This is a genomic window from Pseudomonas entomophila (assembly GCF_029193575.1).
Taxonomy (GTDB): Bacteria; Pseudomonadota; Gammaproteobacteria; order Pseudomonadales; family Pseudomonadaceae; genus Aquipseudomonas; species Aquipseudomonas entomophila_G.
This window is the reverse complement of record NZ_JARGCS010000056.1, coordinates 247,991-262,921: the sequence shown is the minus strand read 5'-3', so window position 1 is coordinate 262,921 and position 14,931 is coordinate 247,991. Positions and strand designations below refer to the sequence as shown.

Below are 14,931 nucleotides of genomic sequence, written 5' to 3'. Positions count from 1 at the left end.
GGACGTGGCCCCTGTGGGGGCGGGCTTCGGAGGGCTTGAGGCTCAGCCCGGGTCGCGGAAGTCGGGGTGGAAGTCGGCCGGCACGGCCACGCTGACGCTGCCACGCGTGGCGATGTCGATGCCTTCGCTGGCCACCTCGGCAAGGAAGTCGATCTGCTCCGGGGTGATCACGTAAGGCGGCAGGAAGTACACCACGCTGCCCAACGGCCGCAGCAGCGCGCCACGGGTCAGGGCGTGCTCGAACACCTTCAGGCCGCGTCGCTCCTGCCAGGGGTAGGCGACCTTGCCGGCCTTGTCCTGGACCATCTCGATGGCCAGGGCCATGCCGGTCTGGCGCACCTCGGCCACGTGCGGGTGCTCGACCAGGTGCGCGGTGGCGCTGGCCATGCGCACCGACAAGGCCTTGTTGGCCTCGATCACGTTGTCCTCGGCGAAGATGTCCAAGGTCGCCAGCGCGGCGGCACAGGCCAGCGGGTTGCCGGTGTAGCTGTGCGAATGGAGGAAGGCGCGCAGGGTCGGGTAGTCGTCGTAGAACGCCTGGTACACATCGTCGGTGGTCAGGCACGCGGCCAGCGGCAGGTAACCGCCGGTCAGGGCCTTGGACAGGCAGAGGAAGTCCGGGCGGATGCCGGCCTGCTCGCAGGCGAACATCGTGCCGGTGCGGCCGAAGCCCACGGCGATCTCGTCGTGGATCAGGTGCACGCCATAGCGGTCGCAGGCCTCGCGCAGCAGCTTGAGGTACACCGGGTGGTACATGCGCATGCCGCCCGCGCCCTGGATCAGCGGCTCGACGATCACTGCGGCGACGCTGGCGTGATGCTCGGCCAGGGTCTGTTCCATGGCGGCGAACAGGTTGCGGGAGTGCTCTTCCCAGCCCATGCCGTCCGGGCGCAGGTAGCAGTCGGGGCTCGGCACCTTGATCGTGTCGAGCAGCAGCGCCTTGTAGGTCTCGGTGAACAGCGGCACATCGCCCACCGACATCGCCGCGATGGTTTCGCCGTGGTAGCTGTTGGTCAGGGTGACGAAGCGCTTCTTCTGCGGCTGGCCCTTGTTCTGCCAGTAGTGGAAGCTCATCTTCAGCGCCACTTCGATGCACGACGAGCCGTTGTCGGCGTAGAACACCCGGTCCAGGCCGGCCGGGGTCATGGCCACCAGGCGTTCGGACAGCTCGATCACCGGCTGATGGCTGAAGCCGGCGAGGATCACGTGCTCCAGCTGGTCGACCTGGTCCTTGATGCGCTGGTTGATGCGCGGGTTGGCGTGGCCGAACACGTTGACCCACCAGGAACTGACCGCGTCGAGGTAGCGCTTGCCGTCGAAATCTTCCAGCCACACACCTTCGCCGCGCTTTATCGGGATCAGCGGCAGCTGCTCGTGGTCTTTCATCTGCGTGCAGGGGTGCCACAGGACCTTGAGGTCGCGTTGCATCCACTGTTGATTGAGGCCCATGGGCACCGTCTCCTGGGGGTGTGGCATGTAGGACGGCACAAGCCTAAGCAAAGCCACCGGTTGGGACAACCTTCCCTGTTTTTCTGTACCGGCCCTATTGGGGCGAGCCCGCGCCCACAGGTGCCCACGGCTTTCGGAACCTGCGGGGTGCCCGTGGGCGCAGGCCTGCCCCGCGATAGGGCCATCCGCTACAACAAAAAAATCTAACCCGACGAGGCACTTGATAGCCCTGTGCTGGCAGCGCCCCCAGACCTGACGTATTCTTAACGCATCTTCCCGGGGTATTCCTTCCCCTCGTTTCCATCCCTCTTTCCGGAGTTCGCCGACATGGCTGCTGCTTGGGTGCGCCTGTGCGCGTTGGTATTGATTGGTGTGTCCAGCGGCGCCGCGCTGGCCAAGGACAAGACACCTACGGCAATCGTGGTGGGTGGCGGCCTGGCCGGTCTCACCGCGGCTTATGAACTGCAAGCCAAGGGTTGGCAGGTCACCCTGCTGGAAGCCAAGGCGGGCATGGGTGGCCGTTCGGGCCTGGCCACCAGCGAATGGATCGGTAACGGCAAGACCCAGCCCGTGCTGACCCAGTACCTGGAGCGTTTCAAGCTGGAAACACTGCCCGCGCCGGAGTTCGTGCGCACCCCCGGCTACCTGATCGACGGCGAATACTTCAGCGCCACCGACCTGGCCACCAAGCAACCGGCCACCGCCGAGGCGATCAAACGCTACGAGAAGACCCTCGACGACCTCGCCCGCTCGATCGACGACCCGCTCAACCCGGCGGCCAACAGCACGCTGTTCGCCCTCGACCAGATGAACGTCTCCACCTGGCTCGACAAGCTGCAACTGCCCGCCACCGCACGCCAGCTGGTCAACCAGCAGATCCGCACCCGCTACGACGAGCCGTCGCGCCTGTCGCTGCTCTACTTCGCTCAGCAGAACCGCGTCTATCGCGGCGTCGGCGACCGCGACCTGCGCGCCGCGCGCCTGCCCGGCGGCAGCCCGGTACTGGCCCAGGCGTTCGTCAAGCAGCTCAAGACCATCAAGACCAACTCGCCAGTATCGGCCGTCGTCCAGGACAAGGACGGCGTGACCGTGAAGGTCGGCACCGTCGGCTACCAGGCCGATTACCTGGTGCTGGCCGTGCCGTTGCGCGCGCTGGCCAAGATCCAGATGACCCCGGGGCTGGACAGCCAGCACCTGGCGGCGCTCAAGGGCACCAACTACGGCTGGCGCGACCAGCTGATGCTCAAGTTCAAGAGCCCGGTATGGGAGAGCCGTTCGCGCATGTCGGGCGAGATCTTCAGCAACACCGGCCTGGGCATGCTGTGGATCGAGCCCGCGCTCAAGGGCGGGGCCAACGTGGTGATCAACCTGTCTGGCGACAACGCCCGCCTGCTGCAGGCGTTCGGCGACAAGCAGATGGTCGACCAGGTGCTGATTCGCCTGCACGCCTTCTACCCGCAAGCCCGGGGCGCGTTCACTGGCTACGAGGTCAAGCGCTACAGTACCGACGCTGGAACCGGCGGGGCCTACTTGGCCTATGGCCCAGGGCAGATCAGCAAGTACTGGCGCCTGTGGGAGCGCCCGGTGCAGCGTATCGCCTTCGCCGGCGAGCACACCGACGCGCTGTACCCCGGCACCCTGGAAGGCGCCCTGCGCAGTGGCCAGCGTGCGGCCAGCCAGGTGCAGGACCTGGCGGCCGGCAAGTCGTTCGATCCGGCCAAGGCGGCACCGGTCGCCGCAGCAGCGGCTGGCGCGGCTGCGGGAGCGGTGGCAGGGAAAGACAAAGGCGGGTTCTTCTCCAATATGTTCGGCGGCGCTTCCGATAAGGCACCCGCCAAGTCCGAGCCGGTGAAAGTGGAGGACGCCAAGCAGGACAAACCGGGCTTCTTCTCGCGGATGTTCGGCAGTGACGACAAGACGCCGGCCAAGCTCGAGCCAGTGGCCAAGACCGAAGAGCCGGCACCGGCGGTGGCTCCGGCACCCGCGCCAGCCGCTGCGCCTGCGCCAGCGCCGGTGGTCAAGGAAGAACCGGCCAAGGCCGCGTCCGTGAAGGCCGCACCGGCCAAACCTGCCGCGGCGCACAAGCCGGCGGCCAAGCAAGCGCAGAAACCGGCGCCGGCGAAAAAGGCCGAGCCTGCCAAGAAACCGGCGGCCAACGCACAAGCCAAGGCCGGTTGATGCTTTAGCGCCTGCCCTGGCCTCATTGGGGCAGGCCCGCGCCTACAGGTACCCCGTAGTCTCAAGGACGGCGGTGAATCTGTAGGCGCGTGCTTGCCCGGCGATGAGGCATCTCTGGCAAATACTTCCCTCTTGTCTATCGTTAATGTTTCCTTAATAGCGCCCTAGCAGAATAAAGTATCGATTTTTCTGATGATCCAAAGCGGATTTTTAGTCTTTTATTCGATCTTTTAAGCGTTAATCTTGTGCTCGGCTTTCACGGGGAAACACGCCACCATGCAACTTCGCAACTCAGCTTCCCGCTACGGTTTGATCAGCATCATCCTGCACTGGGGCGTGGCCTTGGCAGTGTTCGGTTTGTTCGCCCTGGGCCTGTGGATGGTCGGCCTCGACTACTACGACCCCTGGCGCAAGGCTGGCCCCGACCTGCACAAGAGCATCGGCCTGGTACTGCTGGCTGCCATGTCGTTGCGGGTGATCTGGCGCTTCGTCAGCCCACCCCCACCGGCACCCGCCAACCATGGCCCTTTGACCCGTGGGGCTGCCAAACTCGGTCACCTGGCGCTGTACCTGGGCCTGTTCGCGGTGATGGGCGCCGGTTACCTGATCTCCACCGCCGACGGTGTCGGCATCCCGGTCTTCGACTTGTTCGAAGTGCCGGCGCTGGTCAGCAACCTGCCTGACCAGGCCGATACCGCCGGGGTCATTCACCTCTACCTGGCATGGGGGTTGGTGATTTTCGCCGGCCTGCATGCCCTGGCAGCGCTCAAGCACCATTTCATCGACCGTGACGCGACCCTCACCCGCATGCTGGGCCGCAAAGCTTGACTCTCAACCTCAATTGCAAAGGAAGGAAGTAACGATGTTGAAAAAGACTTTTGCCGCTCTGGCGCTCGGTACCGCTCTGATTTCCGCCGGCCAGGCCATGGCTGCCGAATACAAGATCGACAAGGAAGGCCAGCACGCCTTCGTCGACTGGAAGATCAGCCACCTGGGCTACAGCTTCATCCACGGTACCTTCAAGGACTTCGACGGCAACTTCACCTGGGACAGCGCCAAGCCTGAAGCCAGCAAGATCAATGTCGACCTGAAGACCGCCAGCCTGTGGTCGAACCACGCCGAGCGTGACAAGCACATCGCCAGCGCCGACTTCCTCGACGTGAAGAAGTACCCGGACGCCAAGTTCGTCTCCACCAGCGTCAAGTCCACCGGTGACAAGACCGCCGACGTGACCGGCGACCTGACCCTGCATGGCGTGACCAAGCCGGTCACTTTCAAGGCCGTGTTCAACGGTGAGGGCAAGGACCCATGGGGCGGTGAGCGCGCAGGTTTCAACGCCAAGACCACGCTGAACCTGAATGATTTCGGCATCAAGGGCCCAGGCCCGACTTCGCAGACCCTGGACCTGGATATCAGCCTGGAAGGTGTGAAGCAGAAGTGATGCAGGGGGCGCCGCCGGCGAAGGCTGGCGGTGTAGCGCAGCACCTGTAGGCGCGTGCTTGCCCCGCGATGAATATCACGCAATGCCAACGAAAACGCCGCCCGATTGGGCGGCGTTTTCGTTGGCGCGGGGCTTACGAACCCTTGCGGGTCAGCAGGGCCGGGCGCTCGCCGCGTGGGCGGCTTGGCAGGTCATCCAGTTGCTCGGGCGTCGGGTAACGGTCGAGCTTGGATTCCTTGCGGATGATCACCGGCTGCTGCTGCGCTTCACGCGGGTTGCGCACCGCCGGTTCCTGGCGAGCGCTGTCGTCACGGCCATTGGTGCGACCACGGCCGGCATTGCCGTCGCGGCGACCGCCACCGTTGCTGGCGCCACCGTTGTTACGCGCACGCTTCTCGCCGGAACCTTGACCCTGGCCTTGGCCTTGGCCTTGGCCCTGACGCTGGCCACCGCCGTTGCCGCGACCCTGGCCTTGACCGGCGCCGTTGCGCTGGCCTTGGTTCTGGCCACCGCCGCCGTTGGCGCCTGGGCGGCGATTACGGCCCTGGCCCTTGGCATTCTGGTACGGGCTGACGTAGTCGGCGCGGTTGCCGAAGTTGTCGACGTCGTCGTCCAGGAACTCTTCCGGATCACGGTTGGCAGGGGCCTGCGGGACGCCGCCCTGGCCTTGCGCGGCCTGCTGCTGGCGTGGTTTGCGCTCGCGCTGCTTGTTCGGCTGTTGCTGCTTGGGCTTTTGCGCCTTGTCGCCGGCCTTCTCGCCGTCGGCCGGCTTGTCGGCCGCCTGCTGCTTGGCCTTGCCTTTGTCCTTGCCCTTGTCCTTGCGGCCACCGCCGTCCTTACCGCCTTCGGCGCGCTGCTGCTGGTTGCGACCGTCACGGCCGTTGTTCTGCTGGCGCTCACGCACCTCCGGCTTCTCGGCTTCGACTTGCGAGGCGTCGAAGCCCATCAGGTCGCCATCGGGGATTTTCTGCCGGGTGACGCGCTCGATGCTCTTGAGCAGCTTCTCTTCGTCCGGCGCCACCAGCGAGATGGCCTCGCCCGAGCGACCTGCACGGCCGGTGCGGCCGATACGGTGCACGTAGTCTTCCTCGACGTTGGGCAACTCGAAGTTGACCACGTGGGGCAGTTGGTCGATGTCCAGGCCGCGGGCGGCGATGTCGGTGGCGACCAGGACGCGCACGCTGTTGGCCTTGAAGTCGGCCAGGGCCTTGGTGCGGGCGTTCTGGCTCTTGTTGCCGTGGATCGCGGCGGCGGTCAGGCCGTGCTTTTCCAGGTACTCGGCCAGGCGGTTGGCGCCGTGCTTGGTACGGGTGAACACCAGCACCTGTTCCCAGGCGCCCAAGGTGATCAGGTGCGCCAGCAAGGCGCGCTTGTGGCTGGCGGCCAGGCGGTAGACACGCTGTTCGATACGCTCGACGGTGGTGTTCGGCGGCGTGACCTCGATGCGCTCGGGGTTATGCAACAGCTTGTCGGCGAGGTCGGTGATGTCCTTGGAGAAGGTCGCCGAGAACAGCAGGTTCTGGCGCTTGGCCGGCAGGCGCGCGAGGACTTTCTTGACGTCGTGGATGAAGCCCATGTCGAGCATGCGGTCGGCTTCGTCGAGCACCAGGATCTCGACCTTGGACAGGTCGACGCTGCCTTGGCCGGCGAGGTCCAGCAGGCGACCAGGGCAGGCCACCAGCACGTCGACGCCCTTGGCCATGGCCTGCACCTGCGGGTTCATGCCGACGCCGCCGAAGATGCAGGCGCTGATGAAGTGCAGGTCACGGGCATAGACCTTGAAGCTGTCGTGCACCTGGGCCGCCAGCTCGCGGGTCGGGGTCAGCACCAGCACGCGCGGCTGGCGCGGGCCGTGGCGCTGGGACTTGTCGGGGTGGCCGCCGGGGAACAGGCGCTCGAGGATTGGCAAGGCGAAGCCGCCGGTCTTACCGGTACCCGTCTGGGCGGCAACCATCAGGTCACGGCCTTGCAACACGGCGGGAATGGCCCGCTGTTGCACAGGGGTCGGCTGGGTATAGCCCGCTGCCTCGATAGCGCGGACAAGAGCCTCGGAGAGACCGAGGGAAGCAAAGGACATGGGCAATCCTGTTCTCGTGGGGGCTGGGCCCTGTGGGGTGTTCTGCCTGGCGCGACGGGCATCGGAGGGATGCGATCGCGTCCGGTCCAGCTGGGCTTCCACTGCGCATCCTGGAGGCTGCAGGCGGGCACCAGAGGTGCGTCGCTGCGGGTCGAGATGCCGGTTGCGAGGCCGAGCGTCCGGGCGTGAGCCGGGCGGGAAGGCCCGAGTATAACAGAGCTATTGCGGCGTGCCGCGCTCCTGCTGCTCAACGGCGGCAGGAAATTCGCCGTTGCCATCCTCGTAGCGGGCGCTGATCGCCGCGAAAGCCGGCTCCTGCTTGAAACGTCGCAGGGTTTCGGAGAACTGCGCGGCCAGTTGTTCGCGACCTGGTTTGCGCGCCAGGCCCAGGTACTGGGCCTGGCGGCTGATCACCAGTGGCAGCTCCTCGACTTGGCTTTCCAACCCCAGATGCTGGCGCAGGTAGCGGCCCACGCGGCGGTCGGTGATCAGCAGGTCGATACGGCCCAGCACCAGCTTGCCGAAATTCGCCTCGTGGGTGGGGGCCGCCTCGCGGCGGAACAGCGGCGAGTCGTTGAAACCGCTGCCGTAGGCGTAGCCGGGCGAGGTGCCGACGGTCAGGCCGGCGAGGTCTTCCAGACGCTCCACGGCGTGGCGGCGGATGGTGGTCTGGAACAGCACGAACTCCACCGTCGACATGGGCTCGTCCGGGTAGGCCAGGTAGGGCTTGCGCGAGTCGAGCTGGAAGATGTCCATCACCCCGTCGGCCAGCCCTTGCTCGGCCATCGCCAAACACCGCTTCCAGGGCAGGAATTCCCAGTCCACCTCGATGCCCAGGCGCTTGAACACCTCGGTGGTGACTTCGTAGTCGATGCCGGCGGGTCGGCCATGGAACTGGTAAAGGTAGGGGGCCCAGTCATCACTGACCAGGCGCAAGCGCTCTGCCTGGGCCAGCGGGCTCAGGCAGGCGAGCAGCAGGAGGCAGAGGCGACGAGGGAATTCGGGCATGGCGCGAGGGTACGCCGTCGGGCGAATGATGGCCAGTGGGGCGCGATGTCACTGGCCGGAGGCTCAGCGCCGCAGCAAGTGTGCCTCGATTTCATCGCAACGGGTGCCCAGGGTCAGGCGCAGGCCTGGCTGGCGCAGGAAGGCACGCAGCTGTTCGGCGTTCAACTGGCCACTGCGTGCGTGGAAGTTCTCCAGGGCCTTGTCCCACCAGGCGGGCGCACAGGCCCGGTCGAACTCGTTGGGGTAGGCGTAGCAGCCGTACAACAGTTCGCGGGCGAACTGGCGCTGGTGGCTCGGCAGCGTCAGGCTCATGGCTTTGTAGCCGAGACGCTGCAAGGCGGGTGGACGCGGCAACCGGTCGTTGACCAGGACGACGTCGGCCCGTGCGGCATCGCCCAACGGGTCGTCGCCATGTTTGCGCAGCCAGGCCTGGATCTTGGCGCGAAATTGCGCCTTGCGGCTCCAGTAGTGATGGATGACGTCGGTACACGCCGCGACCTCCAGCCTGCGATAGGCGGCTATCGCCAGGCAGAACTCTTCGAGCGTGTAGGCCTCGGGGGCCAATGGGTGCAGCTCGTCCATCAAGGCGATGGAGTGGTCGAGCGTGGCGGCATCCTGGGCGTCGAGGCCGATTACCCCGGAGTTGAGCAGCGGCATCTGGCTGTCGGCCAGGCCGCGGGCCTGCAAGAGCGGCAGCAGGTTCTTGTACAACGGGCACTGCTGGTTTTCACCGTAGCGCGCACCGAAGGCATTGCACAGCAGCCGGCCTGGCCCGACGCGGTCGAACAGCGCCAGGGGCGAGGTGCGGAAAAAGGTGTCGGTGTCGATCAGCACCGCCCTGGCGTGTTGGGTGAGCACTTGGCGCAATAGCACGTGCTTGCTGCGAAAGTGATAGCCATGGGGCTGGTTCCAGGCCTGGCGGGTGGCTTCGTCGAGGTGGTGCACGCTGACCGGCAGCCCGGTGTAGGGCGCGGGGTTGTCGGTGTGGACCTGAATGTCCAGGGCCTGACCGGGTGGCAGGTGGGTCAGGGCGCTGACGATACTGAAGCAGGCTTCCTGGTGGTACGTGGCCGGGCCGAAGGCCAGGTAGACGAGTTGCGGGGTGTGGGGCGAGGACATCGCAGCGAGGCCTGTGGATTGCTGAATGAACAAGGCCTCAATTTACAATTGAAGCCTTAATCATTTCTTAAACAGTTTTTACCGAATTGTTTCAGCGTGGCAGCTTGAGGTTGTTCCAGATCGCCAGGCTCGGTTCGGCTTGGTTCAGCGTATAGAAGTGCAGACCCGGTGCGCCGCCTTGCAGCAGCTCGTCGCACATACGGGAGATCACCTCCTCGCCGAAGGCCTGGATGCTCGCGGCGTCGTCGGCGTAGGCTTCCAGCTGTTTGCGGATCCAGCGTGGGATCTCGGCGCCGCAGGCGTCGGAGAAACGCGCCAGTTTGCTGTAGTTGGTGATCGGCATGATGCCGGGCACCACCGGGATATCCACGCCCAGCTTCTGCACGCGCTCGACGAAGTAGAAGTAGCTGTCGGCGTTGAAGAAGTACTGGGTGATGGCGCTGTCCGCACCGGCCTTGACCTTGTGCACGAAGTTGGCCAGGTCGTCCTCGAAGTTGCGTGCCTGCGGATGCATCTCCGGGTAGGCGGCGACTTCCAGGTGGAAGTGGTCACCGCTTTCCTGGCGGATGAACTCGACCAGGTCGCTGGCGTGGCGCAACTCGCCGCTTGCCATGCCCATGCCCGACGGCAGGTCGCCACGCAGGGCGACGATGCGCTTGATGCCGGCAGCCTTGTACTGGTCGATCAGCGCCCGCAGCTCTGCCTTGGTGTCACCGACGCACGACAGGTGCGGCGCGGCGGCGACCTTGGCCTCGCTTTCCAGCTGCAGCACGGTGTTCAGCGTGCGGTCGCGGGTCGAGCCGCCGGCGCCGTAGGTGCAGGAGAAGAAGTCGGGGTTGTAGGTGGCCAACTGGCGGGCGACGGCCATCAGCTTTTCATGGCCGGCGTCGGTCTTGGTGGGGAAGAACTCGAAACTGTAGCGGCGTTCCTGGGACATCGTTGGCTCCTCAGCTCCAAGCCTCAAGCTTCAAGCTGCAAGTAAAAGCCAGATCGGTGATGGCCGATCTGGCTTGGGCATCGTTCAAAACTAGTGACAGCCGAATGCTGCAAGCAGCTTAGTAGCGGTAGGCGTCCGGCTTGAACGGGCCTTCGACGGTCACGCCGATGTACTCGGCCTGTTGCGGGGTCAGCTGGGTGACCACGCCACCGAAGCCGCGGACCATCTCCAGGGCCACTTCCTCGTCGAGTTTCTTCGGCAGCACTTCCACGGTCAGGCGCTCGGCCTTCTTCGCGGCAGGCAGCTCGGCGAACTTCTGCTCGAACAGGAAAATCTGCGCCAGGACCTGGTTGGCGAACGAACCGTCCATGATGCGGCTCGGGTGACCGGTGGCATTGCCCAGGTTCACCAGGCGGCCTTCGGCCAGCAGGATCAGGTAGTCGTCGTTGTGCGGGTCGAAGGTGCCCGCGCCGGTGCGGTGGATCTTGTGCACCTGCGGCTTGACCTCTTCCCAGGCCCAGTGCTTGCGCATGAAGGCGGTGTCGATCTCGTTGTCGAAGTGGCCGATGTTGCAGACCACGGCGCGCTTCTTCAGGGCCTTGAGCATGTTGGCGTCGCAGACGTTGACGTTACCGGTGGTGGTGACGATCAGGTCGATGCGGCCCAGCAGCTCGGTGTTGATGCCCGCTTCGGTGCCGGTGTTGATGCCGTTCTTGAACGGGGAGACCACTTCGAAGCCGTCCATGCACGCCTGCATGGCGCAGATCGGGTCGACTTCGGTGACCTTGACGATCATGCCTTCCTGGCGCAGGGACTGGGCCGAGCCCTTGCCCACGTCGCCGTAGCCGATCACCAGGGCCTGCTTGCCCGACAGCAGGTGGTCGGTGCCGCGCTTGATGGCGTCGTTCAGGCTGTGACGGCAGCCGTACTTGTTGTCGTTCTTGCTCTTGGTCACCGAGTCGTTGACGTTGACCGCCGGGACTTTCAGGGTGCCGGCCTTGAGCATGTCGAGCAGGCGGTGCACGCCGGTGGTGGTCTCTTCGGTCACGCCGTGGATCTTGTCCAGCATGGCCGGGTATTGCTTGTGCAGGATTTCGGTCAGGTCACCGCCGTCGTCCAGGACCATGTTGGCGTCCCATGGCTGGCCGTCCTTGAGGATGGTCTGCTCGATGCACCACTCGTATTCCTGCTCGGTTTCACCTTTCCAGGCGAACACCGGGATGCCAGCGGCGGCGATGGCGGCGGCGGCCTGGTCCTGGGTGGAGAAGATGTTGCAGGACGACCAGCGCACTTCGGCGCCCAGGGCGATCAGGGTCTCGATCAGCACGGCGGTCTGGATGGTCATGTGGATGCAGCCGATGATCTTCGCGCCCTTGAGCGGTTGCTCGGCCTGGTATTTGCGGCGCAGGCCCATCAGCGCGGGCATTTCCGACTCGGCGATGATGATTTCCTTGCGGCCCCAGTCGGCCAGGGAAATGTCGGCGACCTTGAAATCGGCAAAACCAGCAGGCGTGTTTACAGCGCTCATTGAGAGCCTCCATTCGTAGTGTGCGAATGGGCGCCGTTGTGCGTTGAGCGTCCGCGGGAGCGGACAACGCCCCATCCGAGCCTGACAGGTCGAGCCTGCTGCAGCGCCCCTCGGACGGGTGGCGGGATGGCCGTCGCGGAGGGCGGCCATGTGAAACGGCGAGATTATAGCCGCGCGCGCGTGACACGCCCAAGACTTTCTGTCGATTTATCGCGGCGATAGTCGAAGGGCCATGGAGCGTGACCGGTGGGTCTGCCATCATGACCGCCTATCAGTCACGCAGGTCAGGAGCAGCGATGAACTTCCACACCCGCAAATGGGTAAAACCCGAAGACCTCAACCCCAACGGCACCCTGTTCGGCGGCAGCCTGCTGCGCTGGATCGACGAAGAGGCGGCGATCTACGCCATCGTCCAACTGGGCAACCAGCGCGTGGTGACCAAGTACATCTCCGAGATCAACTTCGTCAGCGCCTCGCGCCAGGGCGACATCATCGAACTGGGCATCACCGCCACCGAGTTCGGCCGTACCTCGATCACCCTCAAGTGCGAAGTGCGCAACAAGATCACCCGCAGGGCGATCCTCACCGTCGACAAGATGGTCTTCGTCAACCTCGGCGAGGACGGCCAGCCGGCGGCGCATGGGCGTACCGAGATCAAGTACATCCAGGACCAGTTCCCGGATACCGCTGTCGAGTAACGCCGCCTTCCCGCGGCGATGGCAAACCCTATGGGAGCAACGGTACTTGTTGTGCCTGTGCTGGCCCTGTCGCGGGCGAACCCGCTTCCACTGGGGCTGCGGACGTCGTGCCGGCGGCGCGGTGCCTGTGGGGGCGGGCTCGTCCGCGATGACGGTGGTTAGGCCGGCATCGCGTTGCGGACAGGCCGGGGTTACTGACTGACCCCGCGCACCACCCGCCCGATGCTCAACCCCTGCACCAGGATCGACGACAGCACCACGATGTAGGTGATCGACAGCAGTAGGTCACGCTCGTCCCCCACCGGCAGCGACAGCGCCAGCGCTACCGAAACACCGCCCCGCAAGCCGCCCCAGGTCAGTACCCGAATGGTGCCCTTGGGCACGCTGCGCCAGCGTCGCAGCAGCACGATCGCAGGGGCCACCGTCAGCAGTCGCGAGGCCAGCACCGCCAGTGCCAGCACCCCCCCGGCCGCCAGGTGCAGCCAGTTGAACGGCAGCAGCAACAGCTCCAGGCCGATCAGCGCGAACAGCAGGGCGTTGAGCATGTCGTCGATCAACTCCCAGAAACCGTCCATGTAGCGGCGGGTCATGTCGTTCATCGCCAGGTTACGCCCCAGGTTGCCGATGATCAGCCCAGCCACCACCATGGCGATCGGTGCCGAGACGTGCAATTCGTAGCACATCGCCGAACCGCCGATGACCAGCGCCAGGGTCAGCATCACCTCGACCTGGTACTGCTCGATGCTCTTGATCATGCGGTAGGTGGCATAGCCGATCAGTCCGCCGAAGATCACCCCACCGACGGCTTCGCGGGCGAACAGGATCGCCGTGTCGGCAACGCTCGGCGTCTCGCCGAGCTGGATGATGCCCAGCAGTACGGTGAATACCACCACTGCGGTGCCGTCGTTGAACAGCGACTCGCCGACGATGGTGGTCTTCAGCGGCTTGGGGGCATTGGCGGTACGCAGCGCGCCGAGCACGGCGATCGGGTCGGTGGGCGAGATCAGCGCACCGAACAGCAGGCAGTAGATCAGCGGCACCTGCCAGCCGAACAGGGCGAACACCCAGTGCGCCAGGTAGCCGATCACCACGGTGGCGATCAACACGCCGAGGGTGGCCAGCAGGCCGATCGGCCAGCGGTAGCTGCGCAGGTCGCCGAGGTTGACGTGCAGGGCGCCGGCGAACAGCAGGAACGACAGCATCCAGTGCATCAGCAGGTCGTTGAAGTCGATCTGGTTCATCAGCCCTTCGACGCGCTCTTCAAGGCCGGGGAAGCCGATCAGGCTCAGGCCCTGGAGCAGCAGGGAGAACAGCAACGCGGTGACCATCACGCCGATGGCGGGCGGCAGGCCGATGAAGCGGTAGTTGACGTAGGTGAGAAGGGTGGTGAGGCAGATGAACGCGGCAACTAATTCAAGCATCCTGAATCCTGTGACAGTGGCTTCCAAGTCGTACCCGAATGGCTCGGGTGGTTGTTTGATGACCTGGGGAGCGACTCGGGACACACCTTATGACCGGAATTCTTGAGAACGTTCCAACGGCGAGGCAAAACGCCGGGATCCTCCGACCTGTTTTCAGGGCGACGCAAGCCCGCTACAGGGGAGCGTGTCGTATATAGTTGGCAAGCCCACACCACAAGGAACCCCGCGCGTGCTGGCCACCTCCCTGGTACTGGTCGCCGCCCTGCTGCACGCGACCTGGAACACCCTCATCAAATTCAGCGGTGAGCGCCTGCTGGTGATCGCCAGCATGGATGTGGTCGCGCTGGTCTTCGCGGTGCTCGCCGTGGCTTTCGTAGAACCCCCGCCCGCTGAGGTCTGGCCCTGGCTGCTGGCCTCGGCCTTCGCCGAGCAGCTCTACCGCTTCCTGCTGATCCAGGCCTACCGGGTCGGCGACCTGGGGCTGGTCTATCCTCTGATGCGCGGGCTCTCACCGCTGGTGGTGCTGGGCTTGACCCTGGCCTTTGCTGGCGAACAGCTCAGCACGCAGCAGGTCGTCGGCATCCTGTTGATCCCCTGCGGCATGGCCTGCCTGCTGTGGCAGGGGGGCGGCGGTGACCGATTGCCCTGGTCGATGCTGCCGGTGGTGGCGCTGATCGGCTTGTGCATCGGTTGCTACACCTGGTTCGACGGCCAGGCCGTGCGCTTTTGGGGCAAGCCCTGGGACTACCTGGTGTGGCTGACCTTGCTCAGCGCTTGGCCATTCCCGCTGCTGGCCGGTGTGGCGCGGCGCGCGCCGTTCGCCTTGTTCTGGCGCAGCCAATGGCGCCTGGGCCTGGCGGTGGGGGTGTGCGTGCTGCTGAGCTACGCGCTGGTGCTGTTCGCCATGCACCTGGGCTCGGTGGCCGAGGCGGCGGCGCTGAGGGAATTGAGCGTGATCCTGGTGGTGCTGCTGGGCATGCGCTACCTCAAAGAACCTTTTGGCGGGCCGAGACTCCTAGCTTGCGGGCTGGTCCTGGCAGGCATGCTGGTGATGAAGCTCTGACCCTGAACCTCT

At 65.2% G+C, this 14,931-nt stretch carries 12 protein-coding genes and 1 riboswitch; of the genes, 5 read left to right on the top strand and 7 right to left on the bottom strand.

Annotation, left to right across the window (positions count from 1 at the left end; genetic code table 11):
* Window positions 1–42: 42 nt before the first annotated feature.
* Window positions 43–1,449 (bottom strand): adenosylmethionine--8-amino-7-oxononanoate transaminase, encoded by a 1,407-nt coding sequence (locus P0Y43_RS24955; RefSeq protein ID WP_275639917.1) that lies wholly within the window; start codon window positions 1,447–1,449, stop codon window positions 43–45.
* A gap of 327 nt (window positions 1,450–1,776) precedes the next feature.
* On the opposite strand from P0Y43_RS24955, the gene P0Y43_RS24950 reads away from it, so the two are divergent.
* From P0Y43_RS24950 to P0Y43_RS24940, 3 genes are all read left to right on the top strand, one after another.
* Window positions 1,777–3,627 (top strand): flavin monoamine oxidase family protein, encoded by a 1,851-nt coding sequence (locus P0Y43_RS24950; RefSeq protein ID WP_275639916.1) that lies wholly within the window; start codon window positions 1,777–1,779, stop codon window positions 3,625–3,627.
* Window positions 3,628–3,903: 276 nt separating this feature from the next.
* Entirely contained in the window at window positions 3,904–4,455 is a 552-nt protein-coding gene (locus tag P0Y43_RS24945) for a cytochrome b (protein WP_275639915.1), read from the top strand.
* Between the two features lie 34 nt (window positions 4,456–4,489).
* Window positions 4,490–5,068 carry a YceI family protein gene (locus tag P0Y43_RS24940; protein ID WP_275639914.1) on the top strand — a complete coding sequence of 193 codons (579 nt, stop codon included), beginning with the start codon at window positions 4,490–4,492 and terminating at the stop codon, window positions 5,066–5,068.
* 133 nt (window positions 5,069–5,201) lie between these two features.
* Here the strand turns inward: P0Y43_RS24940 and P0Y43_RS24935 are convergent, their stop codons facing one another.
* The 5 genes from P0Y43_RS24935 to ahcY all read right to left on the bottom strand — a co-directional run bounded on the left by P0Y43_RS24935 (window position 5,202) and on the right by ahcY (window position 11,737).
* Entirely contained in the window at window positions 5,202–7,145 is a 1,944-nt protein-coding gene (locus tag P0Y43_RS24935; RefSeq protein ID WP_275639913.1) for a DEAD/DEAH box helicase, read from the bottom strand.
* Between the two features lie 219 nt (window positions 7,146–7,364).
* The gene (locus P0Y43_RS24930; RefSeq protein ID WP_275639912.1) at window positions 7,365–8,153 is read right to left on the bottom strand and encodes a substrate-binding periplasmic protein; all 789 of its coding nucleotides are present in this window, start codon (window positions 8,151–8,153) and stop codon (window positions 7,365–7,367) included.
* Window positions 8,154–8,216: 63 nt separating this feature from the next.
* Window positions 8,217–9,272, bottom strand: a complete 1,056-nt coding sequence (locus tag P0Y43_RS24925) for a hypothetical protein (RefSeq protein ID WP_275639911.1) — start codon at window positions 9,270–9,272, stop codon at window positions 8,217–8,219.
* Window positions 9,273–9,363: 91 nt separating this feature from the next.
* Entirely contained in the window at window positions 9,364–10,209 is an 846-nt protein-coding gene (metF, locus tag P0Y43_RS24920; RefSeq protein WP_275639910.1) for a methylenetetrahydrofolate reductase [NAD(P)H], read from the bottom strand.
* Window positions 10,210–10,327: 118 nt separating this feature from the next.
* A complete protein-coding gene (ahcY, locus tag P0Y43_RS24915; protein ID WP_275639909.1) occupies window positions 10,328–11,737 on the bottom strand; it encodes an adenosylhomocysteinase in 1,410 nt (469 codons plus the stop codon).
* A gap of 21 nt (window positions 11,738–11,758) precedes the next feature.
* A riboswitch (S-adenosyl-L-homocysteine riboswitch) is annotated at window positions 11,759–11,855 on the bottom strand.
* 178 nt (window positions 11,856–12,033) lie between these two features.
* Here ahcY and P0Y43_RS24910 point away from each other — a divergent pair.
* Entirely contained in the window at window positions 12,034–12,435 is a 402-nt protein-coding gene (locus P0Y43_RS24910) for an acyl-CoA thioesterase (protein WP_275639908.1), read from the top strand.
* Window positions 12,436–12,626: 191 nt separating this feature from the next.
* Here the strand turns inward: P0Y43_RS24910 and P0Y43_RS24905 are convergent, their stop codons facing one another.
* The gene (locus P0Y43_RS24905) at window positions 12,627–13,856 is read right to left on the bottom strand and encodes a cation:proton antiporter (RefSeq protein WP_275639907.1); all 1,230 of its coding nucleotides are present in this window, start codon (window positions 13,854–13,856) and stop codon (window positions 12,627–12,629) included.
* Between the two features lie 229 nt (window positions 13,857–14,085).
* Between P0Y43_RS24905 and P0Y43_RS24900 the strand changes: the two genes are divergently transcribed.
* Entirely contained in the window at window positions 14,086–14,919 is an 834-nt protein-coding gene (locus tag P0Y43_RS24900) for an EamA family transporter (RefSeq protein ID WP_275639906.1), read from the top strand.
* Window positions 14,920–14,931: the final 12 nt, after the last annotated feature.